The organism is Bhargavaea sp. GQ12 (genome assembly GCF_059758705.1).
In genome coordinates this window covers 96,092-122,167 of sequence record NZ_JCAXEU010000010.1, presented here as the reverse complement: position 1 = coordinate 122,167, position 26,076 = coordinate 96,092, and the positions used below count along the sequence as shown (strand labels likewise).

25 protein-coding genes and 1 other RNA gene are annotated in these 26,076 nt (G+C 54.8%); 4 read left to right on the top strand and 22 right to left on the bottom strand.

Annotated features, from left to right (window positions below; all coding sequences use genetic code 11):
* Nucleotides 1-366: hypothetical protein (locus AC6CHQ_RS10885; RefSeq protein WP_498081553.1), on the top strand; the 366-nt coding region annotated here is incomplete at its 5' end.
* A 148-nt stretch (nt 367-514) separates the two neighbouring features.
* Here the strand turns inward: AC6CHQ_RS10885 and AC6CHQ_RS10880 are convergent.
* The 6 genes from AC6CHQ_RS10880 to AC6CHQ_RS10855 all read right to left on the bottom strand — a co-directional run bounded on the left by AC6CHQ_RS10880 (nt 515) and on the right by AC6CHQ_RS10855 (nt 6,583).
* Entirely contained in the window at nt 515-1,648 is a 1,134-nt protein-coding gene (locus AC6CHQ_RS10880; RefSeq protein ID WP_092048611.1) for a THUMP domain-containing class I SAM-dependent RNA methyltransferase, read from the bottom strand.
* A 122-nt stretch (nt 1,649-1,770) separates the two neighbouring features.
* Nucleotides 1,771-2,151, bottom strand: an RNA gene (gene rnpB, locus AC6CHQ_RS10875) — RNase P RNA component class B.
* Between the two features lie 92 nt (nt 2,152-2,243).
* Nucleotides 2,244-2,543 carry a cell division regulator GpsB gene (gene gpsB / locus AC6CHQ_RS10870; protein WP_092048614.1) on the bottom strand — a complete coding sequence of 100 codons (300 nt, stop codon included), beginning with the start codon at nt 2,541-2,543 and terminating at the stop codon, nt 2,244-2,246.
* 160 nt (nt 2,544-2,703) lie between these two features.
* Nucleotides 2,704-3,951: a ribonuclease H-like domain-containing protein gene (locus AC6CHQ_RS10865; protein ID WP_498081552.1), complete on the bottom strand. Its 1,248-nt coding sequence runs from the start codon at nt 3,949-3,951 to the stop codon at nt 2,704-2,706.
* Between the two features lie 6 nt (nt 3,952-3,957).
* On the bottom strand, nt 3,958-6,225 hold the full coding sequence (locus AC6CHQ_RS10860; protein WP_424237109.1) for a DEAD/DEAH box helicase: 2,268 nt from the start codon (nt 6,223-6,225) through the stop codon (nt 3,958-3,960).
* Complete coding sequence (locus tag AC6CHQ_RS10855; protein ID WP_424235979.1) at nt 6,215-6,583, bottom strand: YppE family protein; 369 nt, start codon at nt 6,581-6,583, stop codon at nt 6,215-6,217. Before AC6CHQ_RS10855 ends, AC6CHQ_RS10860 begins: the two co-directional genes overlap by 11 nt.
* Before the next feature lie 190 nt (nt 6,584-6,773).
* Between AC6CHQ_RS10855 and recU the strand changes: the two genes are divergently transcribed.
* A complete protein-coding gene (gene recU / locus AC6CHQ_RS10850; RefSeq protein ID WP_251239826.1) occupies nt 6,774-7,379 on the top strand; it encodes a Holliday junction resolvase RecU in 606 nt (201 codons plus the stop codon).
* 24 nt (nt 7,380-7,403) lie between these two features.
* A complete protein-coding gene (locus tag AC6CHQ_RS10845) occupies nt 7,404-10,133 on the top strand; it encodes a PBP1A family penicillin-binding protein (protein ID WP_498081551.1) in 2,730 nt (909 codons plus the stop codon).
* 207 nt (nt 10,134-10,340) lie between these two features.
* Here the strand turns inward: AC6CHQ_RS10845 and nth are convergent, their stop codons facing one another.
* From nth to AC6CHQ_RS10765, 16 genes are all read right to left on the bottom strand, one after another.
* A complete protein-coding gene (gene nth / locus AC6CHQ_RS10840) occupies nt 10,341-11,009 on the bottom strand; it encodes an endonuclease III (protein ID WP_092048630.1) in 669 nt (222 codons plus the stop codon).
* Between the two features lie 72 nt (nt 11,010-11,081).
* A complete protein-coding gene (locus AC6CHQ_RS10835) occupies nt 11,082-11,792 on the bottom strand; it encodes a DnaD domain-containing protein (protein WP_251239807.1) in 711 nt (236 codons plus the stop codon).
* 23 nt (nt 11,793-11,815) lie between these two features.
* Nucleotides 11,816-13,111 carry an asparagine--tRNA ligase gene (gene asnS, locus AC6CHQ_RS10830; protein ID WP_498081550.1) on the bottom strand — a complete coding sequence of 432 codons (1,296 nt, stop codon included), beginning with the start codon at nt 13,109-13,111 and terminating at the stop codon, nt 11,816-11,818.
* A gap of 24 nt (nt 13,112-13,135) precedes the next feature.
* Complete coding sequence (locus AC6CHQ_RS10825; protein ID WP_498081549.1) at nt 13,136-14,329, bottom strand: pyridoxal phosphate-dependent aminotransferase; 1,194 nt, start codon at nt 14,327-14,329, stop codon at nt 13,136-13,138.
* A 15-nt stretch (nt 14,330-14,344) separates the two neighbouring features.
* Entirely contained in the window at nt 14,345-14,824 is a 480-nt protein-coding gene (locus AC6CHQ_RS10820; protein ID WP_498081548.1) for a cell wall elongation regulator TseB-like domain-containing protein, read from the bottom strand.
* Between the two features lie 7 nt (nt 14,825-14,831).
* Nucleotides 14,832-15,002, bottom strand: a complete 171-nt coding sequence (locus AC6CHQ_RS10815; RefSeq protein ID WP_498081547.1) for a YpmA family protein — start codon at nt 15,000-15,002, stop codon at nt 14,832-14,834.
* Nucleotides 15,003-15,022: 20 nt separating this feature from the next.
* Nucleotides 15,023-17,809: an ATP-dependent DNA helicase DinG gene (gene dinG / locus AC6CHQ_RS10810; RefSeq protein WP_498081546.1), complete on the bottom strand. Its 2,787-nt coding sequence runs from the start codon at nt 17,807-17,809 to the stop codon at nt 15,023-15,025.
* Nucleotides 17,810-17,953: 144 nt separating this feature from the next.
* Nucleotides 17,954-18,337, bottom strand: coding sequence for an aspartate 1-decarboxylase (gene panD, locus AC6CHQ_RS10805; RefSeq protein ID WP_498081545.1), 384 nt, complete (start codon nt 18,335-18,337; stop codon nt 17,954-17,956).
* Nucleotides 18,331-19,188: a pantoate--beta-alanine ligase gene (gene panC, locus AC6CHQ_RS10800; RefSeq protein ID WP_498081544.1), complete on the bottom strand. Its 858-nt coding sequence runs from the start codon at nt 19,186-19,188 to the stop codon at nt 18,331-18,333. The genes panD and panC overlap by 7 nt, the downstream gene beginning before the upstream one ends.
* Nucleotides 19,175-20,023, bottom strand: coding sequence for a 3-methyl-2-oxobutanoate hydroxymethyltransferase (gene panB, locus AC6CHQ_RS10795; protein WP_498081543.1), 849 nt, complete (start codon nt 20,021-20,023; stop codon nt 19,175-19,177). Before panB ends, panC begins: the two co-directional genes overlap by 14 nt.
* Before the next feature lie 251 nt (nt 20,024-20,274).
* Nucleotides 20,275-21,264, bottom strand: coding sequence for a biotin--[acetyl-CoA-carboxylase] ligase (locus AC6CHQ_RS10790; protein WP_498081542.1), 990 nt, complete (start codon nt 21,262-21,264; stop codon nt 20,275-20,277).
* Complete coding sequence (locus AC6CHQ_RS10785; protein WP_498081541.1) at nt 21,242-22,435, bottom strand: CCA tRNA nucleotidyltransferase; 1,194 nt, start codon at nt 22,433-22,435, stop codon at nt 21,242-21,244. The genes AC6CHQ_RS10790 and AC6CHQ_RS10785 overlap by 23 nt, the downstream gene beginning before the upstream one ends.
* The gene (gene bshA / locus AC6CHQ_RS10780) at nt 22,432-23,571 is read right to left on the bottom strand and encodes an N-acetyl-alpha-D-glucosaminyl L-malate synthase BshA (RefSeq protein ID WP_498081540.1); all 1,140 of its coding nucleotides are present in this window, start codon (nt 23,569-23,571) and stop codon (nt 22,432-22,434) included. Before bshA ends, AC6CHQ_RS10785 begins: the two co-directional genes overlap by 4 nt.
* Nucleotides 23,568-23,984, bottom strand: coding sequence for a methylglyoxal synthase (mgsA, locus tag AC6CHQ_RS10775; RefSeq protein ID WP_498081539.1), 417 nt, complete (start codon nt 23,982-23,984; stop codon nt 23,568-23,570). The genes bshA and mgsA overlap by 4 nt, the downstream gene beginning before the upstream one ends.
* 14 nt (nt 23,985-23,998) lie before the next feature.
* Nucleotides 23,999-24,757, bottom strand: coding sequence for a 4-hydroxy-tetrahydrodipicolinate reductase (gene dapB / locus AC6CHQ_RS10770; protein WP_498081538.1), 759 nt, complete (start codon nt 24,755-24,757; stop codon nt 23,999-24,001).
* Complete coding sequence (locus tag AC6CHQ_RS10765; protein ID WP_498081537.1) at nt 24,757-25,092, bottom strand: nucleotide pyrophosphohydrolase; 336 nt, start codon at nt 25,090-25,092, stop codon at nt 24,757-24,759. Before AC6CHQ_RS10765 ends, dapB begins: the two co-directional genes overlap by 1 nt.
* 111 nt (nt 25,093-25,203) lie before the next feature.
* Here AC6CHQ_RS10765 and AC6CHQ_RS10760 point away from each other — a divergent pair, with 111 nt between their 5' ends.
* Nucleotides 25,204-26,073 carry a YitT family protein gene (locus AC6CHQ_RS10760; RefSeq protein WP_498081536.1) on the top strand — a complete coding sequence of 290 codons (870 nt, stop codon included), beginning with the start codon at nt 25,204-25,206 and terminating at the stop codon, nt 26,071-26,073.
* Nucleotides 26,074-26,076 lie beyond the last annotated feature (3 nt).

Sequence of the window (26,076 nt, the reverse complement as noted above, 5' to 3'; positions counted from 1 at the left end):
TTTCCACTGGCACGGCAGTTTAACTACTCACCCGGCGACCTGTTTACCGAACCGCTTTGCGGAGAATGTCTCGGCAGACTGGACACACAGACAAATCTCATTGGCACGTGCATTAAATGTAAAAAGCGACAATGGATTCCCTACCTCGAAACATTGGTCGATTATTTTCTCATCTTCGGTAAAACCGCCACACTCAACGAATGCTCCAAATTTCTGCACCTCGGCCGCTCGAAAGCCGCGCAGCTTATGAAATCACCACTCTTCCTGCGCTACGGCAAAACCAATCGCACATCGTTTGAGCTGAACCGAAATAATGTGCGGATTTCACGGGACGGGAAACTGATTCTTCCCGGTCAAGAGGAGTGAATTGCGTAAACTCGGGGGCAGCCCACTTTTCGTACGCAAACTTCTTGAATTCGTACGCAAACCGTGGGGCGCCTCCTCTTTTCGTACGCGAACTCTTTAAATTCGCAAGCAAACAAAAAAACCGGGCGTGGGCCCGGTTTCCTCATCATCAATCTCTTTTCTTTTGTCCCCAGAACTGGTAGTAGTCGGTGCGGATGAAGCCGTTAAAGAGTTTTCGCTTCTTGGTGGCTTTCCGTCCATAAAGTTCTTCGAAGTTTTCCATGGACGAGAGCATGTAGACGGACCAGGTCGGGTGAGGCACCATGGCGCGGCCGAGGTCGCGGATGGCTTGTTCAACTTCTTCTACCTCGCCGATCCGTTCGCCGTATGGCGGGTTGGAGGCCATGACGCCATTTTGCTTGTCCGTGGTGAAGTCGGATGCCTGCATCTGCTTGAACTGTATGAGGTCTCCGAATCCGGCTTCGGCAGCGTTGGCCTCGGCGACCTTGATCATGCGGTGGTCAATGTCGGTCCCTGTGATGTCCAGTTCGATATCGTAGTCCGCGACGCTGTCCGCATGTGCGCGGACCTCTTCCCAGACCTCCGGTTTCATCCACGGCCATTGTTCGCTTACGAACTCACGATTATAGCCCGGCGCAAGGTTCTGGCCGATCATAGCGGCTTCGATTGCAAGGGTTCCGGAGCCACAGAACGGGTCGTGGAATGGACGATCCGGACTCCAGCGGGTCAGCTGGACAAGTGCTGCGGCGAGCGTCTCCTTAAGCGGCGCATCGCCCTGTCCCACCCGGTAGCCGCGCTTGTGGAGGCCCGGTCCGCTTGTGTCGATCGTGAGTGTCGCCATGTCTTTCAATACCGATACCTCGATCTTGAACAGTGCACCGGTCTCGGGCAAGATACCCCGTCGGCCATACGCCGAGTTCAGTCGCTCGACAATCGCTTTTTTCGAGATCGCCTGGCAGTCGCGGACGCTGCCCAGTTGGGATTTGACGGATTTACCGCTTACCGGGAATTCTGCATCTGCCGGAAGGTAATCTTCCCAAGGAATCGACTTTACGCCTTCGAAAAGATCATCAAAGGTTATCGCCTTGAACTCGCCGGCGACGATTTTCACACGATCTGCGACACGGAGCCACAGGTTCGCGCGTGCGATGGCGGTTTCATCACCTTCAAAATAGATTTTCCCATTTTCGACGGTCGGCTCGTAGCCGAGTGCGCGGACTTCGTCGGCGACGGGCTTCTCGAGGCCCATCGCAGCAGTCGCCACCAGTTTGAATGTTGTCATCGTACCACTCCTCACCGCCGGGAACGTCCCCGGCGAGTCTGCTGTATGTATCGTTATCGTACAAAAGAAACGCTCTCCTGTCATGGGAGAGCGTTTCGTTGTTTGCAAATATACCGTCGCCATTCGATAAGCCATGTTTTGTTCCTTCGTACTCAGACGGCTTGCGCCTCGTACTCCGGCGGTAATCATCTATCTACAGGCAGCTGCCTGTCCCTTCCTCTGTTCAGTTCCTTCGGAAGGACGCCCCTACCAAAATTTGGGTTTCTCGCTCGAGGGGTTTACCCGTTCCACCCGCACCGTTTCCGATGCGGCTACGTCACTGTGGCACTTTTCAGGAGATCTCTGCCGTATCCCGAAGGACTTAGGCATTATCCCCGCCGTCAGACCCGGATGGATCTGCCCCGGCTTATGACTTCGCCGGGCACGAACACTACGGTCATCTCAGAACCGTGCGAGCATGGACTTTCCTCTACAACCCGAAGTTGCAGCGATTACCTGAATGACGACTTTGGCATCGTTTATCATAACATAAACGCGCTCCGGAATCAATGAGGATAAGATTTCCATCTTCTCCACTCCGGAGCGCAGACTGAATTCAGTCGTTGAGCTTATTTCCAAACACATGGCGCTCGAGATTCGACAGACGCTTGAGGATGTCGAAATTCGTTGTGCCTGTCTGTTGAGGCGCCGGTGCGGATGAACGGCTTTTCAGCTCTTCAATTTCCTCGTAAAGCCGCTTGTTTTCTTCAGTAAGTGCGGCAATCTTCTTGTTGAATGATTCGTAGTCTTGGATGATTTCATCGAGAAAATGATCGACTTCGTCCGGCTTGTATCCCCGGACTCCAGTTTTGAACTCATGTTCGAGGATTTCCTTGGCAGTCAGTTTAGTCTCCATGACTCTCGTCCTTCCGTCTTTGCTTGCTTCCTTGAATTATAGCATATTTTGCCCGCCGGTGTTTAATCATGTCGGAAAGAAAGAGCCGCTACTGTCGGAATCTGCGCTTGCCCGGGAAATAGTCGGAACACTCCGCAGGAATATTTCCCCGCTTCGATTCTTATTTCCCCTGTTTTCTTCGAACACGGGCCAGGCGCTTTTCAAAGCGTTGCTGCCATCGTTCTTTCCTTGCGGGTTTCAGCGCCTTCATGTTTTTCAGGAGACCTGCGGCACGCAGACAGTTCATCTCTGCTTCGGGCAGCTTACCAAGGCGGTGTTCCTGCAGTTTCGCCAACTCTTCTAGCGCCTGCAAAGTCTTCCCTTCATCAAGGCCACCCTTGTAGGCCTGCAAAAAAGCAGATTCCGCATCCTTGTATCGCTGCTCTTTCTTTAGGAGGAAGCCGAGGTAATAATACGCTTCGTCAGTTTCGTCGAAAAAGACGTTCGTCACTTCCTCCAGCACCTCACGGCTTTTCTCATATGCTTTCAGGTCACCGAACCATTTGCCGATGTTGGTATGCGGAAGCGGGGTCTCTTCTTCGTTTTCTTTCATGAGAAGGCCGGTCAGTCTGGTGAACAGCGTCACCAGCGACAGCAGGTCCCACTCATTATGACGAAGGACGCGGAGCAGAAGGTCCGGGTTCCCGCTCCGCACCGCATCGGTATAAATAATCGGTGCAAGGAACCCGGGAACATCGTCTTCCCGATGAAATCCGAGCACTTCTTCCTCGACTGATTTCAGTGAGAAACTCTCGAGACCACCCTTCCATATGCGCCGGGTACCCTGGAGCAGGTCAATATGCGTCGGGTCATGAAGCTTGGGAAGATGTTCGCGGTTCATCGTCCAGCGGGTATGAAGCTGCGGCCAATCGAAGCTCTTGCCGTTGTAGGTAACGATTGTCCGTCCGGGTTTCCAGAGACCCGTCTCGAAAAGGAATGCCGTCTCGTGTGCGGGATCTGCCAGGACATATTGGTCAAGTGTGAAATCATACCCGTCCGTCGTAAGCAGGCCGGCCATGAAGATGAGTGAACCGGTCCCCTTGAGGCCGGTAGTTTCCGTATCGAAAAACAGCAGCTTTTTCTCGTCCCCTTCGGCGAATGGATGGATGCCGTCGGAGCCGGACCAGACGGATGCCGCTTCCTCGAGCTTGCCCAAAGCCAGACCGCCATGAACCGTGTCTGCCTGGTAGTGTGTCCGCTTCAGGAAAACTGTTCCGAACTGGTTGTCGATGCGCATCAGTCCGGCCGCTTCCCATCGTTCTGCGTATTCCGGCACAGGCGGCTTTTTAAAAGCAGTCTCCTTCACTTTCTCCGCAGGTGCCTTTTTCAGCATTTTCTTCATCTGCATCAGGCGGTTTTCATAGGACATGGCGGTTCACCCCGCAAGCTTTCTGAGAAGCTCGGCGACACGGCGCTTGATGCTGCCTCCGGATTCCTGAGCGCCGATGCAGACCGGACAGCCGGAGTCGCACGGGCACATCTCTACGTGACCGGCTGTCTGTTCAAGAAGATCAGGCCACATGCCGTGGATCCGTTTGCTGAGGCCGATGCCGCCCGGGTAGCTGTCATAGACAAAGAACGTCGGCCGCTTTGTATGGACTGCCTTCACCTGCGGCACAACATGAATATCTGAGCGGTCACAGCTGACAAACAACGGAATGAACGAATGCATCGCATACGCCGCCCCGGTCATCGTGTCAGTCAGATCAGATTCTGTCCAGTCCGCCGGCCGCTCAAACGATAGCCAAGCAGATGACGTGTGCATCTCTTCTGCGGGTAGCGTAATCGGCCCAGAACCGATGTTGTCATGTGTGTCGAAACGGATCTTCTTGAAGATAGTCGGCATGGCGAGTACGGCAATGTCTCCGAATGATTCGGTATGGTCTCCCTGCTCCTCGAATTCATCTTCTGCGATGACCTTGAGTTCGACGGCGAGGTTGGCGTCGGTGAAGTAGTCGACATCAACTTCCCGCACGTACGCCTTCTTTTCCTCCCAGTCGAGTTCCTCGACCTGGTACTGGGTACCCTGGTGAATATAGATGGCTTCCTCATGGAGGAGCGTCATCGCGCTGTAGCGGTCCATCTCCCCTATGACCGTCGTGTCGCGCGGGACCGATTTATCGATAATGATGACGTTCTCCTGAGAGGCAGAACGCAGGCTGATCTCGCTTGCCGGGAAGCGGTCGCTCATCCAGTGCCACTTGTCGCCCGCCTGGACGAGAATTCCCTCTGCCGCCAGAAAAGCAAGCAGTTCCTGCACGTCAAACTCACCGTACTGCTCATCAATTGTAAACGGCAGCTCGAACGACGCGCATTTCAGGTGATCCATGAGAATCAGGATGTTGTCCGGATGGATGCGCGCCTCTTCCGGCGACTGCCCGAACAGATACTCCGGATTTTCAATCACATACTGGTCAAGAGGCAGTGACTGGGCAACATAGACGATCAGCGCCTCGTCCTGGCGGCGGCCGGCACGGCCCGCCTGCTGCCAGGCACTTGCAATGTTGCCCGGATAACCGGTCATGATGCAGGCCTGGAGCTGGCCGATATCGACACCGAGCTCGAGCGCATTCGTTGAAACGACCGTCTTGATCTCTCCGTTTCTGAGCCCCTTTTCAATCTCCCGCCGCTCCGACGGCAGATAGCCGCCCCGGTAGCCGCGGATCGTTGTATCGGACAGCTTTTTCTTTGTCATCTCTTTCATATACGTGACGAGCATCTCGACACGCACCCGGCTCTTGGCGAATACAATGGTCTGGATGTTCTCCTGGTACAGCCTGCGGGCAAGGTCACGCACCTCGAGCACTGCAGACCGCCGGATGCCGAATGTCTTGTGTACCACAGGGGGATTGTAGAAGATGAAGTGCTTTTTTCCGGACGGCGCACCGTTGTCGGCGATCAGCGCCATCTCCCGGTTCGCAAGCGACTCCGCGAGCTCCTTTGGATTGGCGATCGTAGCAGACGTACAGATGATGACCGGGTCGCTTCCGTAGTAGCGCGCGATCCTGATCAGCCTGCGGAGCACATGCGAGACATGGCTGCCGAATACCCCTTTATACGTATGAAGCTCATCGATCACGATATACTTCAGATTCTCGAAAAGCGAGACCCACTTCGTATGGTGCGGCAGGATGCCGGAGTGGAGCATGTCCGGATTCGTCATGATGATGTGCCCCGACTTCCTCACTTTCTGTCGGATGCCCGGGCTCGTGTCTCCGTCATACGTATGGCTGAGGATCTCCTCACCGCTTTGCTCGATCAGCCTGTGAAGATCCGCCATCTGGTCCTGTGCGAGGGCTTTTGTCGGGAACAGATAAAGCGCCCGTGATGAATGGTCCTCAAGAACAGACTGCAGCACTGGAAGGTGGTAGCAGAGCGATTTGCCGGAGGCGGTCGGCGTCACGGCAGTAAATGACTTGCCGGAAACCGCCAGATCAAAGGCTTCACGCTGGTGTGTGTAAAGCTGTCCGATTCCCCGTGATTCGAGTGCTTTCCGGATTGACGGGTGAAGACGTTCCGGGAAAGGCGCATATCGCGCATCCTTACCTTCAATGACCCGGTGATGACGGATCGAATCGCGCATTTCGGAATCGGAGAGCCATTCACCGACAAGCTCACTGATGGTCTTCTGCTTATTGAGCATCATCCGTCCCCTCCTCCATTGCGGCCATCATCGTTTTGAGCAGATACTCAGCCGATTGGATGGAATCATAAAAGCGCTTCTTGCCGGTTTTCGGATAAAACGATTGGACGACAAATTGCGTCATCATATCTGCCGCATTCTCGATCTGTGCTTCGTGAACATGCTTCGGCCGCTCTTTCCTTATCCACTCGTTTGACATTTCCTTCCAATCTCTGATCAGCTGATGGACATGGTCTGCATATGGCTTTACTTCGCCAAAAAAGTCCGGTTCCCGTTCTTCCTCCCTCATGCGGGCATGACGTGGCCGGCATTTGCCGCATTCGTCAAGCAGCTCTGATGTCATTTCAAAAAGTTTCATATATAGAGTCGTCCTTTTTAGTTGGTTTTCTTCATCCTACCAAATATGATGGTAAGTGACCACCTGGAGGGGAACAGACATTCCTTGATTGGGGTTTGTAAAAATCATCCACCTGCTAATGCGCAACCCCGTACTGTCTTAAGACGTCCTATTGCGTGTGGTATGATAGGTGGAATGCGAGGTGAGGAAAATGGCGATCCGCTATCCGGGGGGGAAGAAGTATACCCCGGCCGATAAGCCCGTGATGAAGTCTGCGAAAAAAGACTATTCGTTCAGTAACAGGGGTAAGACATTGGAGGACGAATTGGACGAGTCCAATGCCTACTATCTCGCAAACGGCATCGCGGTCATCCACAAGAAACCCGTACCTGTTCAGATCGTGAAGGTCGACTATCCGTCAAGAAGTGCCGCGGTCATACGTGAAGCCTACTTCAAAACACCGTCGACGACCGACTACAACGGGATCTACCACGGCCATCATATTGATTTTGACGCGAAGGAGACCCGGATCAGCTCTTCTTTTCCGCTAAAAAACATCCACGAACACCAGATCGGGCATATGCGCAGCGTGACGGATCAGGGAGGCACCGCTTTCCTGATCGTCAAGTTCACAGAAACTGAACGTTATTTTATCGTACCGTTTGATCTGGTCGACCGTGCATGGAAGCGGATGGAAGACGGAGGCCGGAAATCAATTCCAATCACTGAATTGGAGGAGGAGGCTGTCGAGTTCCATGCCGGATTCCGGCCGAGGCTCGACTACCTGGGAGCCATCGCGAAATTAGGCATTTCTTAACGCAACAGAAAGAGAGGAAAACCTATGAGTGACCATATTCAATCCCGCTCCCAAAGGCGGAAACAGCAGGAGCAGTCCCGCAAGTCGGACAGGAAAAGCTCCAAAAAACCGGCGGGCAAAAAGAAACAGCCGCTCTGGAAAAAGATCCTGAAAGTCGCTGTCCTTCTCGCGGTCATCGGTTTCGTATTCGGCGTCGGACTGTTCACGTTCTACGCCGCGACCGCGCCCGAACTGGATGAGGAATCGCTGAAGGATCCGCTGGCTTCTGAGCTGTATGTGGAAGGCTCGGAAGAACCGCTCATTACACTTGGGCCCGAAAACCGGGAATTTGTGGAATACGAACAGATTCCGAAACTTATGGAAGATGCCATCCTCGCAACTGAGGACGTGCGTTTCTACAAGCACCACGGGATGGACCTTTGGCGTCTCGGCGGCGCGGTGCTTGCCAACTTCCGCGATGGATTTGGCGCACAGGGCGCCAGCACACTCACCCAGCAGGTCGTGAAAAACTCGTTCCTCCAGAACGAGAAAACGCTGAAGCGGAAAGCCCAGGAAGCATGGCTTGCCTTCCAGCTTGAGCAGAAATATGAAAAAGAAGAAATTTTCGAGATGTACTTCAACAAAGTACTCATGACCGACAATATCTACGGCTTCGGTACGGCGGCAGATCAGTTCTACGGAAAAGAACCGGAAGAACTTCTGTTGCATGAGGCAGCCCTTCTCGCCGGAATGCCTCAAAGTCCAAACCGATATAATCCTTACCGTCATCCCGAACGGGCCGAAAAGCGCCGGAACATCGTCCTTGGATTGATGGTCCAGCACGGTAAGATCGCCCAAGAAGAGGCGGACGCGGCAAAAGCAGTGCCTGTCACAGAAGGGTTGATTCCGCCTGAGGAACAGAAACACCATGGCAACAGCAAATATGCAGCCTTCGTCGATATGGTTCGCGAAGAGCTAGAAGAACATGACCTTTCCATTGCGGATGGCCTGAAAATCTACACTACATTGGATCCGGCTGCCCAAGAAACAGTGGAAGCCACCATCACTCACGAAAAAATTCCTGGTGAAGCATCTTCCAGTGCAGCAGTCATCGATACTAAATCCGGAGCCGTTAAAGCGATTGCCGGGCGTCCCGATTACAAGACCGGTGACAAAAATCTTGCACTTGTCAGCAGCCGTTCCGTCGGATCAACGATCAAGCCGATTCTTGACTACGGTCCGGCCGTCGAGTATCTTGACTGGTCAACCGGCCAAACGGTCAATGATGAACGCAGGACTTACAAGGGAAGCGACCAGATCATAAGAAATGCTGACGGTCGTTATCGTGGTAAAATGACGATGCGAAAGGCACTTTATATGTCCCAAAACGTTCCGGCTGTATCTACATTTGAAGAAGTCGGAGCCGAAAAGGCAGCTGGGTTTGCAAAAAAAGTTGGTATCAATGTAGAAAACCCTAATTCATCTTCTGCTTTGGGCGGTGGAGTCGGCGCCTCGCCGCTTCAGATGGCCAGCGCGTATGCCGCATTCGGCAACGGCGGGATGTACACAGAGCCATACACCATCAATAAAGTCGTACTCCGCGATGGCAAAACAGAACGTGATCTGCGTCCTAAGCCGGTAAGTGCCATGAAGGATTCCACCGCCTATATGATTACGGATGTTCTCAGAGATGTAGTGAAGAACTCCCAGGGAACAGCATACAAAAATGTAAGTTCTCATGGTCTGGATGTTGCCGGCAAGACCGGAACGACCAACTATGATACAAAGACATTTGAAGAGCGATTTAGCGGTGAAGACATGGCAGTCCCAGACAGTTGGTTTGTCGGATATACTCCGGAATATTCCATCGCAGTCTGGACCGGCCATGAGGACTATTACACACCGCTTACAGAATGGGAAGAACGCTGGTTCCCTCAGAGAGCCTTTTCTGAAATCCTAGGTGATCTCGCCCAACGCGGTGAACACACTTCCTTCAAGAAACCGAAATCCGTCGTCGAAGCGACGATTGAGATCGGCACGGACCCGCTCCGCCTTGCGAGCGACTGGACACCATCCGACCGGAAGAGCACAGAGCTGTTCGTCCGCGGTACGGTGCCGGAGCGTGTGTCCAAGACGTATGAACCTGAAGAAGAAGAGGAAACAACAGAAACCCTCCCGGCTCCTACCGGCCTGAACGCGGACTATGATGAGGCACAGAACCTCGTCCGGCTCAGCTGGAACCACGAAGGCGGTGACGGTGTCGAGTTCGCCGTCACGTACAGTGTCGATGGCGGTGGTGCCCAGAACCTGACGACCACGACCGATACCGCCGCAGCGGCCACAGGCGTCGAACCGGGCAGGACCTATACCTTCTCTGTCGTCGCCAGATCAGGAGATGCCAGCAGCCCGCCTGCGACGGTCTCACTCCAGATCGGCGGTGCGCCTGAGGAGGAGCAGCCGGAGGAACCTGAAGAAAACGAACAGCCACCTGAAGAGAACGAGCAGGAACCGGATGAAAATGAACAAGAGCCGGATGAGAATGAACAGGGAGAAGGCGGAAACGCCGGAAACCCTGGCAACCAGAACCCCGGCCAAGGCCAGGGTGGCGGATCCGGCAACCAAGGCAATCCGAATAATGGCCAGGGCGGAGGTCAAGGCAACCAGGGCGGCGGCCAGGGACAGACTCCTGGAGGCGGCGGCCAAGGCGGCCAGACCGAACCCGGCAGCGGTGATGGTTCCGGAGACGGCGATACCGGCGGAACCGGAAGTCCATAATCAGAAAACGTCCATGCGGAATGACCGCATGGACGTTTTTTTGTATGCCGATTAGTGGATGCACGCCTTTTTTCGTACGCGAACTCTTTGGATTCGTACGCAAACCCGGGACGCTCCCCACTTTCCATCCATAAATCCTCGCTGAATCTAATACTCAAAAAAAAAAAAACGGAATGGCCTTTTTATCGCCAATTCCGGTTTTTGTGTTCATTCCATTTCCTCGTCTTTTTTGTTGAGCCCCATGCGCTTGCGCCCTTCCCTGCACATGTTGAGGATTGGGCAGATGCCGCATTCCGGAGTTTTCGCTTTGCAGAAATAGCGGCCGAAGAATATAAGCTGATGGTGGGTCTGGGACCACTCTTCTTCCGGTGTCCACCGCATCAGTTTCTGTTCCACTTCCATCGGGCTGTCTTTCCAGCGGTTGATTCCGAGGCGCTTGGAAACCCGTTCCACATGGGTATCGACGGCAAAGGCGGGCACGCCGTAAGCGACGGAAACGACGACGTTTGCAGTCTTGCGACCGACACCGGGAAGCGTCGTCAGTGTATCCCGGTCGTCAGGAACGATGCCCCCATACTTTTCAAGCAGGATTTCACTCATCGCCCGAATGTTTTTTGCTTTGTTGCGGAAGAGGCCGATCGACCGGATGTCGTTCTGGACCTCCTCGAGCGGAACTGCAAGATAATCTTCAGGCCGCTTGTACTTTTTGAAGAGATCTTTTGTCACCCGGTTGACCAGCGCGTCGGTGCACTGGGCAGACAGCATCGTTGCGACCAGCAGCTCGAACGGATTGTCGTGTACGAGCTCACAGTGCGCGTCAGGATACATATCCGCTATTTCGTCGCGGCATACCTTCCATTGTGCTTTCGTCAGCATGTCCCGGTCCTTTCTGAAACGGCCGGCTCCCTTTAAGAAGCGGGAGCCGGCCGTCCGGTTGTTGTCCGCCCTTCAGTCCCGTTCTTCCAGCCAGTTGTAGAACGGGACTTTCCGTTTGGTTTCATTTCCGGCCGCATGGCGCGGAGGCTGGGACTGGCCACGGAAGTTCCGTGCCTCCCCCTCTGCTTCTTCGACGGTCCGGATATTTTTCTTTTTCCATTCAAACAGTATCCGATCGATGTAGCGGAGGCTTACCTTCCGGGCAATCACCGCTTCGCGCAGTGCTGCCTTGATCAGGTCGGCGGAATGGCCGTCCTGGTCAAACCACATCGAGATCGTCTCGCATTCCATTGGGGAAAGAAGACGTCCGAACTCTTGCTCGAACATCGCGAAAATCTCGCCTTCTTCCGCCTGCCGGTTTTCTTCCTCCTCGCCGGAGCAGCCGAGGACCTGAACATCAACAAGCCGTGTCCACAGGGGCTGAAGGGAATAGTTTTCATTCAGCAATCCCTTGTCGTCCATTGTCCGCTCGATTGTCAGCAAGCCGGACTGCATGAGGCGCTGGAGGCCGTGCCCGATCTCTTCTTCCGAAAGGGACATCCGCACCGCCAAATCGGACGGTCCGGGCAAACCCTGTCCTTCTTCTGCAAATGACATCAGCTGCAGGACGAGCAAGGCATCAAGGTCACGGATGCCCACTTGCCTGTAAGAGCTAAAAAAGAGCTGGGAAATGGAGACATTCCCCTGCTCAATCCAGATGCGGAGCCGATCCTGACTGTTCACCGAATCAACCTCCTTCATCTTTCTCATGGGTAGAGCCTGTTCAACAGACGCGGGAACGGAATCGCTTCACGCACGTGTTCCGCACCGGAGATCCAGGCGACCGTACGTTCAAGGCCGAGACCGAAGCCGGAGTGCGGCACGGAGCCCTGCTTGCGGAGTTCGAGGTACCATGCATAGGCTTCTGGGTCGAGCTGATGCTCTTCAATCCGCTGCTTCAGAAGTTCATGATCATGGATCCGCTCGGAACCTCCGACAATTTCGCCGTAGCCTTCAGGCGCGATCAGGTCAGCGCAGAGAACGACATCGTCGCGGTCCGGATGCGGCTGCATATAGAACGGTTTGATCGCCGTCGGATAATTGACGATGAATACAGGCTTGTCGTAGTGTTCTGCGATGGCCGTCTCATGCGGCGCGCCAAAGTCGTCGCCCCATTTGATATCGTCAAAGCCCTTTTCATGAAGGAACTCGATGGCGTCATCGTAGGAAATGCGAGGGAACGGTGCCTGTACGTTCTCGAGTTTCGATGTGTCGCGGCCCAGTACTCCGAGTTCCAACTTACAGTTTTTCAGCACGGACTGAACGAGATGGGAGACATACTGCTCTTGAACCTCGAGGCTCTCCGCGTGTTCCGTGAACGCCATTTCCGGTTCCATCATCCAGAATTCGATCAGATGCCGGCGCGTCTTGGATTTTTCGGCGCGGAATGTCGGACCGAACGAGAATACCTTGCCCAGTGCCATCGCGGCTGCTTCCAGATGAAGCTGGCCGGACTGTGACAGGAAGGCATCCTCTTCGAAGTATTTGGTATGGAACAGTTCCGATGTTCCTTCCGGTGCGGAACCTGTCAGGATCGGCGGGTCGATCTTCACAAATCCGCGCTCATTGAAGAACTCATAAGTTGCCCGGATGATTTCATTCCTGATTTTCATGATGGCATGTTGTTTCTTGGACCGGAGCCAGAAGTGGCGGTTGTCCATCAGGAATTCCGTGCCGTGCTCTTTCGGTGTAATCGGGTAGTCTTCCGCTTCTCCGATCACTTCGATGCCGGTTACCTGGAGTTCGTATCCGAACGCGGAACGCTCGTCAGTGACAACAGTTCCCGTAACGTACATCGACGTTTCCTGATTCATCGATTTCGCTGTAGAGAAAATTTCTTCCTCCACATCAGCCTTGACGACGACACCCTGCACGAAGCCGGAACCGTCGCGGAGCTGAAGGAAGGCAATCTTCCCGCTTGAGCGTTTGTTCGCGAGCCAGCAGCCGATGCGGACCGTTTCTCCTACATGCTGCGGCATCTCTTTGATCATGATTTTATCCATAAAGTAAACCCTCCGTATTTTCGTTCAGTCTTGCCAGCGCGCTTCCACAAATTCACGGATCCGCCGGACGGCTTCCTTGAATTGTGAGAGTTCTGTCGCATAGCTGAGCCGGATCGTATCCGGGGCTCCGAATCCGCTGCCTGGAATAACGGCGACTTTCGCCTCTTCAAGAAGTGCGCGGACAAAGGCGTCAGTGTCTCCAAAGCCTGTCTTGTTCACAGCTTCCGAGACATCCGGGAGCAGGTAAAACGCGCCCTGCGGCTTTAACACCTTGAATCCCGGGATATCTGAGAGAAGCGGATAAACGGCTTCAAGCCGCTTTCCGAAGTCTTCCCGCATTTTTTCGACCGCATCCCACGAGCCGTCATAGGCCTCGATCGCCGCATACTGTGACGTCGTGACCGGGTTTGAAGTGGAGTGGCTCGCAAGGTCCGTCATCGCCTTGATGACTGCTTCGTCGCCGCACGCGTAACCGATCCGCCAGCCAGTCATCGAATGGGATTTCGAGACGCCGTTGATCACGATTGTGCGCTCTTTCGCATCTTCCGAAAGCGTTGCGACGGAAACGTGCTGTGCGTCACCATAAATCAGCTTTTCATAAATTTCATCAGAGATGATCCAGATGTCCGCTTCCTTGCACACTTCCAGGATGGCGCGCAGCTCGTCCTCCGTATAGATCATGCCAGAAGGGTTGCTCGGTGAGTTCAGGATGAACGCTTTCGTCTTTTCCGATACGGCTTCTTTCAGCTGCTCCGCCGTAATTTTAAATCCGGAATCAACCGATCCCTCTACATGGACAGGCACACCGCCCGCGAGCTTGACCTGTTCGGGATAGCTAACCCAATAAGGAATAGGAATGATCACTTCGTCGCCCGGGTCAAGAATGACCTGGAAGAGCGTATAGAGGACATGCTTCGCCCCGATGCCGACCATCACTTCGGATGGCTTGTATGTAAGTCCGTGGTCCCGCGACATTTTCCGGATAATCGAATCCTTCAGCTCCGGAAGGCCGCCGGCCGGCGTATATTTCGTCTTGCCTTCCTTCATCGAGGCATACGCTGCTTCGATGATATGATCCGGCGTATTGTAATCCGGCTCCCCGGCACCGAGTCCGATGACATCGATGCCCTCTTTTTTCATCTGCTTCGCCTTTGCCGTGATCGCGAGCGTTGTCGATGGCGTAAGCGTTTCTGTACGTTTTGCGAGTCTGCGCTCCATGCCGGGAACCCCTTCCTATAAGTTCAATATTTTTTTGCGTACTTTGCCATCTCCAAAATTGAGATGAACATAGTTCAGCTTATCATCCGGCCCGGTAAAGGCCACTTCCCAGAACAGCCCGCTTTCATCATTGCCAAGATGCACATGCAGGACTTTGCGGACATCCATGTCCTCCCGTACAACATCAAGCGCCTGCCTCGAACCGATGCCGTCCTTCAAAAGCACGGAATGCATTTCCCCTTCTGTACCGTCCGGAACAAATACTGCTGCCGGCTTTCCGTCCTTATTCTTGCCGAGAACTGTAATCGACGGCTCGGAGCCATTGACCGGGTATGACCTGGAAATTTCCGCTAGATAACCTTCATCGATGGCACGCGTTTCCGCCTTTTCCTCCGCGTTGCCGATCGGCTTCTGAGCGGTATAAAAGAGAATGACACCGATCAGCGTGATAAATGCGAGCACGAGGATGATGCTGAACCTTTTCCGGTTTTTCATGACGCTGTCACGTCCTGTATATCGTGAATACGGCTGTTTCCTGATCATCCGGATCAAGCGCCAGGCCGAACATCAGGTCATCTTCCTTTAATGTCCGATTGAGCGCATCAACGATTTTGTACAGATCCGGCTGATGCTTGATTTTCAACGTATTCACGATTTCGATTCTGCTTTCCATATTTGACCCGCCTTCTGTATTCATACTTCGTCATTATACCAACTTTCCAATTCAAGCACCATATCACCGAGACCTACTTTCTCGACCGGAACCGGCGGAAGTGCACGGATAAAATCATGGCCGTACGACTTCTTCTCGATGCGCCGGTCAAGAACGATGTATGCGCCCCGGTCTGATGACGAGCGGATCAGCCGTCCGAATCCCTGCCTGAATTTGATGATGGCTTCCGGGAGGGAGAGTTCCTGGAACGGATTTTTTCCGGATGCGGCAATTCTGGCTGCACGTGCCTTGAACAGAGGGTTCTCAGGCGAACTGAATGGCAGGCGGACAACGATGACAGCGGCGAGCGCATCACCCGGTGCGTCTACTCCTTCCCAGAAGCTGTCGGTTCCGAAAAGGACGGAATTGCTGAAGCGCTGAAATGATTTCAAGAGGCGCATCCGGCTACCCGGCGTAATGCCCTGGGCGATCAGCATGTGCTCTGCAAGCAGTTCGCTGTCCACGATCAGTTCATACGTTTTTCTGAGCATATCATGAGAGGTGAATAGTACAAAACACCTGCCCCCTGTCGCGATGACTGCCTGGACGACCGCATCCGCAACTGATTCGATATATTCCTGCTGCGGCACGTTAAGAATGTCAGGCATATCGCTCACGATATACATTTTCGCGCCACGGTAAAACTCGGGGGGTGCGGCGAACTTTTGGATTTCCACCGTTTTGGGAAGACCGATCTGATCAGCGATGAACCGCTCCCGCCCAGGCAGCGAAAGTGTCCCGGATGTCCAGATTACACCGAACCGGCCATCGGGTTTCACCGCTTGCCGGATCAATCCGGAGACATCCGCCGGCTGGCGCACAATTTTCAGACTGCCGGGAATGCTCCTCATATCCGCCTCGATCCATGCAGCCGCATCATCCAGACCAGCCGGGCCGAACAACTCCATCCAACCGGCGGCCTGCAGGCGGATTTCACGGACCCAGTGCTGCCACTCTGAATAGAAACGGGCTTCTTCCGGGTACTTCTCCCCCGCTCCATTCATAAGCGGTCCGGTGAGTTCAGCCACCTTGTCAAGGTATGCATACAGCAATTCTCCCGCCTCCCTGCAGAGCAGGACAAGCGGTTCGAGATCGGCGAGCGCAAATGTCCGCTTCTGCTCATGCGGACGGTCTGAACCCAAAGCCTGAATCAGAGACTGCATTCCTTCAAATGCGGCATCAAAAGCGTCCATCGCCCGGTCGTACATTTCTCCGGAACGCACGGCTTCGCGTTCTCCGGGCATGCCGGTTTTGCGGGACAGCGAAACGAACCGGTCCTGCAGAAGGCCCTCGCCGGGTTTGCCCATCTGCCCGAGTGTATATTTAAAGTCCGTGTAAGAGAAAAGAGTCTCCGCATGTGCCCTGGCTGCTGTAATGAACTGATGTGCCTCATCAATGACCATTCCTGATATATTCGGAAACGGTGAATGGCTGCGGTCCTGTGCAGAGAGAAGCATGGCATGATTGGTGATGATCAGGTCCGCATTCCGTGCACGGTGCAGCGACCGGAGATAGAAATCGGAATTCTCAAGCCCGTTATCCCGGACAGCCGCACGGTATTTCCGGATCTTGTCAAGGAATAGCCGCCCCCCGCCGGAAACGTTGAGTTCTTCCATATCTCCCGTCTCCGTACCGGCAAGCCAGACGACTACCTGCAAAATGGCAAGGGTCTCGTCATAGGACTCATCTTCCGCCGCCAAAATGCCCGCAAACCTTTCAAGGTCGATATAATGACCGACTCCCTTCAGTAGAGCCGTGCGAAGCGGCACTCCGACGGCCCGCTCCGCTTTTTCCATATCACGTCCGATGATCTGTTCGGTCAGATGATTGGTATGGGTGCTGATGACGACTGGCCGTCTTTCCCGTACAGAGTGCACGGCTGCCGGCAGCAGGTAGGCGAACGTCTTGCCGATGCCGGTCGCGGCCTCGACAGCAATCTCGGTCTTAGACTCAAGAGAACCGTAAACAGCATCCATCATTGCAGACTGCGCTGGCCGCTCCTCATAATTTTCGAACGCATGGCGGAAAAGAGTCTTTTTTGCATCTTTGCCTTCAGGATATCCGATGTCAGCAGAAACCCGATTCTTTTGCGGAATCGGATTTTTCATTGCGATACCCTTCCATATAAAGTGGCCTTTCTCCCTCGCGACATGTCTCCTCTTTTTCTTGAGCGCTTCATAGAAGAGGGAGCTCAGATCAGACTTGAGGCGGAATGACCGCTTGTGGAGGATGGACAGCGTCGGCTCAGGAAGCTTGTCTGTTTCTTCCTGAAGCCGGATGAGGAGTTCCGCGGTCGCTGCGGCGTCTTCTATGGCACGGTGGGCATTTTCCAGACCGATGCCGAATTCCGCTGCTATATCCTGCAGCTTGAAACTCGGCGCCGAGGGACAGATGATTTTGGCAAGCTCCACTGTATCAACAGTTTCACCGCTCCATTTCGGGAGTCCTGCCCGCCGGAATTCGTGTTGCAGAAACGGCAGATCAAACGAAACATTATGCGCGACGAACACACAGCCTTCCAGCCATTCCCGGATTTCCGCGGCCCGGTCCTCGAACAGCGGTGCGTCTGCCACATCCTTTTCCCGGATGCCGGTCAGGCTGCTGATGAAGGCGGGGATTTTCCGTCCGGGCTTCAGGAACGTGGCATACGTTTTTGTCACCCTGCCGTTTTCCACGAGCGCCATCCCGATTTCGATAATCCGGTCTCCACTTTTCGGTGAATGTCCGGTCGTTTCAAGATCCACGACCGCATATCGTTTTCCATCCATCTTTATCATCTCGCTGTCCGTCGGTGTCTTACGGAAATTGTACCACAACCAGCGGACTTGAATCGTCTCGCGGCCGCCTAAAGCTGGTTCATTCCGTTGCGGAACAAAAGAACTCCCGGAGCCTGTGGCCCGGGAGTCCGCATTTCAATAGATCGTCGCTTCCGGCTCGTGTCCGATAACGGCATCGACCCGGTTTTTTTCGCCCATCAGCACGATGTTCGGCGTATGCTGTTCCGCTTCTTTCGAATCCACGTTGACATAACTCAGGATGATAACGATATCGCCCGGCTGGACAAGTCGGGCGGCGGCACCGTTCACACAGATGACTCCGCTACCGCGGCTGCCTTCTATAATATACGTTTCGAAGCGGGCGCCGTTGTTGTTGTTGACGATCTGGACCTTTTCGTTCGGCACCATGCCGGCCGCGTCCAGGATGTCTCGGTCGATGGTGATGCTGCCTACATAGTTCAGGTTGGCTTCCGTGACAGTTGCACGGTGGATTTTGCCGTTCAGTATGATTTTCAGCATGTTTTATCCTCCATCGCGACCAGTATGTTGTCGATCAGGCGCGCGCCGGAAAACTGCACCGCTGTGGCGACGATCGCTTCCTGCGATTCCGCAGTAAGGGGCCGGAGTGACGGATACTCTAGGATTTCCGCATAATCGGTCTTTCCGCCAGGGATAAGTGCGAGTTCATCACGCACAATTTTAAGTGCGCGATCAGCATCTCCCGTTTCCCGGAGCATCCTGCTCCCTTTACGCAAGGCTTCATAAATGGACGGGGCTTCCTGTCGTTCTGCCGGTGTCAGCCTGACATTCCGTGAGCTTTTTGCGAGCCCGTCCTTTTCCCTGACAGTCGGTACGCGCCGGATTTCGACGGGGAAGTTATAGTCCCTGACAAATGTTTCGATAATAGCAAGTTGCTGGGCGTCCTTCTGTCCAAAGTAGGCCCGCTCCGGCCGGATCAGGTGAAACAGCTTCGTGATCACTTTCAGGACACCGTCAAAGTGCCCCGGACGGCTCGCACCGCACAAAACGTCCGCCTGTTTGCCGGGCAGGATCCGGATATCGCTTTTTTTCGGATACATCTCTTCAGGCGACGGATGAAACAGGATGTCGACTCCCGCTTTTTCTGCAAGCGCCGCATCCCGCTCCAGGTCCCTCGGATAGCTGTCGTAGTCTTCTCCGGGACCGAACTGTGCCGGATTGACGAAGATGCTCATGATCACAATATCATTTTCTTTCCTGGCTTCCTCAACAAGAGCCAAATGCCCCTCATGCAGATAGCCCATCGTCGGGACGAATCCGATGCTCTTCCCTTCCGAAGCCAGGCGCCCCGATACTGCGGCCATGTCTGCGACTTTATCAATGTGCTTCAACAGGATCGCCTCCATACAGTTTGCCGGCCTCTTCTTCTTTCATCGTGAAGCGGTGCGCTTCGGCAGGGAAGGAGCCGTCTCCGACGGCTGCGGAATACGCTGCGATCCCATCACGGATCGGCTTTCCTGCATCTGCAAACTGTCGGACGAATTTCGGCACATGGTGGCTGCCGTAGCCGATCATATCATGGAAGACGAGCACCTGGCCGTCTGTTTCCGCTCCGGCTCCGATTCCGATCACGGGAATGGAAAGTTCTCCGGTGATCCGGCCGGCAAGCTGGTGAGGAATGCATTCAAGGACGAGCATGCAGGCACCCGCTTCCTGCACTTCCTTCGCTTCACGGACCAGGCGGAGTGCATCTTCAGCCGTCTTGCCCTGCACTTTATAGCCCCCTGTCACACCCGCTGACTGCGGCAGGAGCCCCAAGTGGGCGACGACCGGGATACCCGCGGAAACGAGACGCCTGATGGCATCTGTCACGATACCCGCCCCTTCCAGCTTCAACGCATCCGCGCCTGTTTCACGGAACAGCCGGACCGCGTCTTCAAGCGTCCTGTCGGGGCTGCCGTGATAAGTTCCAAAGGGCATGTCCACCACCATGAACGTGAGCCCCGAACCGCGCCGGACCGCTTTTCCATGATGGATCATATCATCCAACGTTACCGGCACAGTCGATTCATAACCCAGTACGACCATTCCAAGGGAATCTCCGACGAGTAAAACATCGATTCCATTTTCAGTAGCCATTTTCGCCGTCGGATAGTCGTACGCCGTCAGCATCGCGATCTTTTCGCCGTTCTTCTTTTTCTTCAGCAGATCTGAAGTGGTTTTCATCGTTCTTCTCCTTTCGGGAGAAAACCAAAAGCCCTCCCGCCAAAAAATGGCAGAAGGGCTGAATATGCATTCCGGTCTTCTCCGTCCCTGTCTTTTTCGGATCAAGGCGGAACAAGTCTATCGGCGATCCATCCCAATTGAGGATTGATTCGCTCTTTCCGGTCTTTCAGCTTGTTTCAGGTGCAGTTCAGTTACGATACCGCCCTTCTCCGCCTTCAATATAGCAGAAAGCGGTTTCCGGGCGCAAGAGGTTATTCTGCCGGCTCGATGTCTGCGGAATAAATGCCGCGAATGCTGCCGTCTTCTGTACGGATCTCCAGCACGCCGTCCTCCGTGATGCCGATGGCCGTGCCGGTGACCGTCTCCCTCATCATGACGGCATTCACTTTCCTGCCGATAGTATCTGAGTTCTTTTCCCAGAGCTCTTTGATGGGGGCGAAGCCTTCCTCAATATAAAGCCGGGAATATTTCCCGAGGTTCCTCAATACTGCCGCGGCCAGCGCCGCACGATCCACCTGCTGTCCGGATTCGATGCGGATCGATGTCGCGATGTCTGCCAGCTCGGCCGGGAAGTCATCCGGTTCCTGGTTCACATTGATGCCGGTACCGATGATGATCGCCTGGACACGGTCGGGGTCGGCCTGAAGTTCCGTCAGAATGCCCGTCACTTTGCGCCTGCCGACCAGGAGGTCGTTCGGCCACTTGATCCGTGCTTCTATATTCGCCGTCTCTCGGATGGCCAGGCAGATGGCCACCGCTGCGATCAGTGTAAACTGCGGCGCCCGGTGCGGCGGGATATCCGGCTTCAGGATGACGCTCATCCAGATTCCTTTTCCCGCCGCCGAAGACCATGGCCGGGCGAGCCGTCCCCTGCCCTCCGTTTGTTCTTCGGCCACAATCACTGTTCCGTCCGGGGCGCCGTTTTGCGCTTCCCTATGGGCCAGCGGCATCGTCGAAGCCACTGATTCGTAATGGATGATGTCTTTGACAAACGGGTCATCCTTCAGGTGTTGCCTGATCAGCGCGGGGCTCAGCCGGTCCGGAGATGCCTCCAGCACATATCCCTTTTTTCTGACAGAGCGGACGGTATAGCCATCCTCCTCAAGTTCCCGGACCCATTTCCAGACAGCGGTACGGGAGACACCAGCCTCATCGGCCAGCATCTGCCCGGAGACCGGCTCCCCGCCGGCAACCATAAGCCGCCTGAGCAGGCTTTCTTTATCTTTCACTTTCGATTCCATCTAAAAACCATCCTTTGATGTCTTCCCGGGTGTTCATGAGACGCCCGGTGACGACCGCTTCCTCGATGTTCCCGAGCCACTCCTTCACCCATGGGCCGCCCTTCCTGCCATACCAGCCGATCAGGTCATTCCCAGTGACGGCCAGGTCCTTGAGCGACCGGATCGGAAGTTCATTTTTCATCCTGGCGAGGGCGGACGGATCATCCGGCTCATCAGTCATACCCGTCAGATGGGCGAACCTTGCCCCCGCCAAAAGTGCGTATTCAGGCAGCCGGTAGGCGTCCAGCGGGCTTAGCGGGCGCTCCGAACGGATCCGGCATGCAGTGAGGATCTCACGCACCGCCCGCTTCTCCGTGTTCGACAGCTTGTACGGATTTCCATCCGGTTCACCGCCAAGGAGCGCAAGCAGCGCCCAGCCCTCGACAGGTTCATCCGGATTGCCGAACTTGTCCCAGATGACGGCATTCCCCGGGGCAAATGCCCGACCCATCATCGGCAGTTGTCCTGCCAGTCCTGTCTCCTGCATTAGCCGGGCTGCCAGTCCCGAGCGTCCGCTTAACCAGATTTTATCCATTTCTATTTTGATGCGCTCTACAGAGACATGGGAAATGCTTGCCGCATGTGCGGTGATCGCTTTTTTCGTGCCGGGTTCGACCGTGAAAGCCGTCTTCGCGGCAAAACGCACAGCACGGAGCATTCTCAGCGCATCTTCCTCAAAACGCTCACCTGGATTTCCGACGGCCCGGATGATCCCACGCCGGATATCCTCTTCTCCACCGAACGGATCAAAAAGGGAGCCGTCGCCGCGGATGGCGATGGCATTCATGGTGAAGTCCCGACGCCGCAGGTCCTCTTTCAGCGAGGTCACGTACTCTACGCTGTCCGGCCTGCGGTGATCGGTGTAGGTCCCCTCGGTCCTGTAGGTTGTCACTTCGACTGGAGGGGACGGATCGAGGACCATGACCGTCCCGTGCGCGATGCCGACATCAGCCGTTTTAGGAAAGATCGCCTTGACCTCTTCGGGCAGCGCTGCAGTCGCGACATCAACATCGTGGGCTCGCTGGCCCATCAGCCGGTCGCGGACCGCTCCCCCTACAATCACCGCCTCATGCCCCGCTTCCCTGAGACGTTCCACTATTTCAAATGCCGAGGTCCAATGCGGATCCGTCACGGTTCCTTACGCTCCAGCAATTCGTAATAAGCCGACTCGTATTCTCGGACAATCCGCTCCGAGCTGAACCGTTCACGCACCGACCGCATGGCATCTTCGGAAAACTTTGCAGCCAGCTCCGGATCTTTCAAAATACGGATTGCGGACTCCGCATACCCCTCAATGTCGCCGAGAGGCCGGATAAAACCGTTTTTCCCGTCTTCGATCACTTCCGGAATTCCCCCGATATCAGAGCCGATACACGGCACGCCACACGCCATTGCCTCGATGAGGACAAGGCCGAATGCCTCTTTTTCCGAAACGAGCATGTTCAGGTCGCTGATTGAAAACAGATCAGGCAGGTCGTCGCGCTTCCCGAGGAATAGCACTTCCATCCCAAGCCCTTCTTCCTGAACGAGTGCATGGATTGCCTCAGCCTCCGGTCCGTCGCCGACCAGGAGAAGTTTCGACGGGACTTCCCGGTTGATGATCGAGAAGCTGCGGATCACATCTTCAATACGCTTGACCTTCCGGAAGTTGGATACATGGATCAGGAGCTTGTCCGATTCCGCGATGCCGAGCCCGGCCTTCATATGATGGGCGTCGACGGGGCGGTACTGCCTTTCGTCGATAAAGTTGTAGATGGTGCGGATTTCCTTAGACGGCCTGATCAGCTCATACGTTTCCTGTTTCAGAGAATGGGAAACTGCCGTCGTCATATCCGACTTGTTGATCCCATATTTAACTGTTCCCGCGAGTGTCCGGTCATGGCCGAGGATCGTCACATCCGTCCCGTGGAGCGTTGTAATGATCGGGATGGGCACACCCGCCATATCACGCCCCAGCGCGGAGCAGATGGCGTGGGGGACGGCGTAGTGGGCATGCAGGATATCCAGTTCCTCTTCAATGATGACTTCAGAAATCTTGTTTGCCAAAGCGATATCATAAGGCGTGAACTTAAAGACAGCATATTGGCCGACTTCGACTTCATGCACCTTGATATTCGGCTGGTCCATATAAAGGCGGAATGGCCGGCCCGATGTGATGAAATGGACTTCGTGGCCACGTTCAGCCAGCAAAATGCCGAGTTCGGTCGCTACTACTCCCGAGCCTCCAAGAGATGGATAACAGGTGATTCCAATTTTCAGCTTTCTCATGCGCCGGCACCGCCGTCCGGGTTCTTGTTGAGCCGCCAGTCCAAGTGATCTTCGGACAGTCCCCGGAGCAGCACTTCCGCCGTTCCCATATTCGTGGCGAGCGGCACCTTGTACACATCCGACAGCCGGAGGAGTGCGGAAACATCCGGCTCATGAGGCTGAGCCGTGAGCGGATCACGGAAGAAGACGATAAGATCCAGGCGGTTCTCCGCTACCATTGCCCCGATCTGCTGGTCGCCTCCAAGAGGTCCCGACCGGAACCGGTGGATGTCCAGTCCCGTCGCCTCGGCAATCAGCTTGCCCGTCGTGCCTGTCGCAAACAAAGCGTGTTCTTTGAAGATGGGCAGGTAAGCGATGACAAATTGGATCAGGTCATCTTTCTTCCTGTCGTGTGCGATCAGTGCGATATTCATTCCAACCCCTCCTGTTACCCGATGATCTTATCAAGTCCGTCAATGAGACGGTCCCTGTTCATAACATCCTTCACGGCAAGCGTCATTCCGGACATGTAGGATTGCCTGCTGAAGGAATCGTGCCTGAGCGTAAGCAGTTGCCCCTCGCCGCCGAACAGCACCTCCTGATGGGAAAGCAGCCCCGGGAGCCTGACGCTGTGAACCGGGACACCGGAAATATCCGTACCCCGGCCATCCGGCTGATTATGACCAACGCCCTTCGAATCAGCCATCATCCTCGCTGTGAGCGCCGCCGTACCGGAAGGAAAGTCTTTCTTTCCATCATGGTGCATTTCGATGATCTCGGCATCCGGCATATACTTCACGGCCATCGAAGCAAACTTCATGAGAAGAGCCGCCCCGACCGAGAAATTGGGCGCCAGGATGCAGCCGATTCCCCGCTCACTGGCCAGCTCAGAAAGTCTGGTGATCTGCTCTTCCTTGAGTCCGCTCGTCCCGACTACGGGTCGGATGCCGTTCAAGATCGCATCCCTTGTATGCGGATAGACCGATTCGTGGTTGGTCAGTTCGACCAGTACATCCGGCTGGGCCTCCTGCGCGAGAGTGGCCATGTCTGTATAGATCGGTACAGCGCCTGCCAGCGTGTCCGCCTTTTCCGCCATCTTTCTGTCCAGGACGCCGACCAGCAGGAAATCCTTTCCTGTGATCATCGTCTCGACCGCAAGCGCCCCCATGCGTCCGCGCGGACCAGCTACTGCTACACGGATCATCATCATTCCTCCCCAATTTTTGTCCAGCGCCCGCTATCGCGGCGGTTGAACTTCTCCATGACCCCGGCCAGTGCCCGGTCAAGGTCGATACCATTCGCATTCGCAAAACAGACGAGGACAAAAAACAAATCGCCTGTCTCCTCTTCGAGGGATTTTTCCGCTTCCCCCGGCTTTTTCTTTTTGGTTCCGTGCACATGCTGCACTTCCCTCGACAGCTCGCCCAGCTCTTCGGTAAGCCTTGCGAGCATTTCCATCGGCGGGAAATACCCCTCCTTAAACTGGGATATGTAACGATCCACTTCTTGTTGCATGTCCTTCATCGTACGGGATTCATTCATTCGTCCATCACTCCTTCGTCAATCGTATATAATCCCCTGCTCTATTGTCAAAACTAATTGAATAAAGGATACTGGTTGTGGGGACACACTTGTTCCGAAGGGGTGTTGCTTTTGTTCCGGGGAATCAAATTGAAAAATCTGATCATGATCTTGATTGGCGCGGCCATCTTCAGTTTCGGCCTTGTCCATTTCAATATCCAGCATGAGCTTGCGGAGGGTGGATTCACAGGTCTGACGCTGATCCTCCTGTTCGTCTTCGACCTGGACCCGGCGATCATGAACCTGGTCCTGAACGTGCCGATGTTTTTTATCGGCTGGAAACTGCTCGGCCGGAAAACGTTTATCTATACGGTTGTGGGAACAGTTGCGGTGTCGGTTTTCCTGCGCATCTTCACGGATTACCAATACGACATCAACATGGAGAATGACCTCCTCCTCGTCTCCCTGTTCGCGGGTGTCTTCATCGGGATCGGGCTCGGGATCATCTTCAGGTTCGGCGGGACGACCGGAGGCGTAGACATCATCGCCCGATTGGCGAACAAGTACTACGGATGGAGCATGGGACGCACGATGTTCATCTTTGACGCCGGTGTCATCCTCCTATCGTGGGCAACCTACCTGACAATGCCGAAGATGATGTACACACTTGTCGCCGTCTATGTCGGCGCACGGGTCATCGATTTTGTCCAGGAAGGCGCATACTCGGGGCGCGGTGCCTGGATCATCTCCGAATGGCAGGATGAGATCGCGGACAAGATTACACAGGAGATGGACCGAGGCGTGACTGTGCTGAAAGGACGTGGTCACTACACCAAGCAGGAACGCGAAGTCCTGTACTGCGTCGTAGGCAAAAACGAGATTGTCCGTTTGAAGAATATCATCAATAGTGTCGATCCGTCCGCATTCGTTTCCGTCACCGATGTCCATGACGTCATGGGTGAAGGCTTCACGCTGGATGAGGAAAAAAAGCCGCTGGACTGACGC

Bases quoted from the DNA above. Each gene is read 5' to 3' on its own strand.
- AC6CHQ_RS10820 (WP_498081548.1), bottom strand. From the start codon at position 14,824: ATGAAAAACCGGAAAAGGTTCAGCATCATCCTCGTGCTCGCATTTATC.
- nth (WP_092048630.1), bottom strand. From the start codon at position 11,009: ATGCTGACGAAAGCACAATGGAAGGTATGCCGCGACGAAATAGCGGAT.
- panB (WP_498081543.1), bottom strand. From the start codon at position 20,023: ATGAAAACCACTTCAGATCTGCTGAAGAAAAAGAAGAACGGCGAAAAG.
- AC6CHQ_RS10865 (WP_498081552.1), bottom strand. From the start codon at position 3,951: ATGTCCTATGAAAACCGCCTGATGCAGATGAAGAAAATGCTGAAAAAG.
- AC6CHQ_RS10860 (WP_424237109.1), bottom strand. From the start codon at position 6,225: ATGCTCAATAAGCAGAAGACCATCAGTGAGCTTGTCGGTGAATGGCTC.
- dinG (WP_498081546.1), bottom strand. From the start codon at position 17,809: ATGGATGGAAAACGATATGCGGTCGTGGATCTTGAAACGACCGGACAT.
- AC6CHQ_RS10790 (WP_498081542.1), bottom strand. From the start codon at position 21,264: ATGGAATCGAAAGTGAAAGATAAAGAAAGCCTGCTCAGGCGGCTTATG.
- panD (WP_498081545.1), bottom strand. From the start codon at position 18,337: ATGCTGAAAATCATACTGAACGGCAAAATCCACCGTGCAACTGTCACG.
- recU (WP_251239826.1), top strand. From the start codon at position 6,774: ATGGCGATCCGCTATCCGGGGGGGAAGAAGTATACCCCGGCCGATAAG.
- AC6CHQ_RS10765 (WP_498081537.1), bottom strand. From the start codon at position 25,092: ATGAATGAATCCCGTACGATGAAGGACATGCAACAAGAAGTGGATCGT.
- AC6CHQ_RS10845 (WP_498081551.1), top strand. From the start codon at position 7,404: ATGAGTGACCATATTCAATCCCGCTCCCAAAGGCGGAAACAGCAGGAG.
- gpsB (WP_092048614.1), bottom strand. From the start codon at position 2,543: ATGGAGACTAAACTGACTGCCAAGGAAATCCTCGAACATGAGTTCAAA.
- dapB (WP_498081538.1), bottom strand. From the start codon at position 24,757: ATGATGATCCGTGTAGCAGTAGCTGGTCCGCGCGGACGCATGGGGGCG.
- bshA (WP_498081540.1), bottom strand. From the start codon at position 23,571: ATGAGAAAGCTGAAAATTGGAATCACCTGTTATCCATCTCTTGGAGGC.
- mgsA (WP_498081539.1), bottom strand. From the start codon at position 23,984: ATGAATATCGCACTGATCGCACACGACAGGAAGAAAGATGACCTGATC.
- AC6CHQ_RS10815 (WP_498081547.1), bottom strand. From the start codon at position 15,002: ATGGAAAGCAGAATCGAAATCGTGAATACGTTGAAAATCAAGCATCAG.
- asnS (WP_498081550.1), bottom strand. From the start codon at position 13,111: ATGGATAAAATCATGATCAAAGAGATGCCGCAGCATGTAGGAGAAACG.
- AC6CHQ_RS10855 (WP_424235979.1), bottom strand. From the start codon at position 6,583: ATGAAACTTTTTGAAATGACATCAGAGCTGCTTGACGAATGCGGCAAA.
- AC6CHQ_RS10825 (WP_498081549.1), bottom strand. From the start codon at position 14,329: ATGGAGCGCAGACTCGCAAAACGTACAGAAACGCTTACGCCATCGACA.
- AC6CHQ_RS10880 (WP_092048611.1), bottom strand. From the start codon at position 1,648: ATGACAACATTCAAACTGGTGGCGACTGCTGCGATGGGCCTCGAGAAG.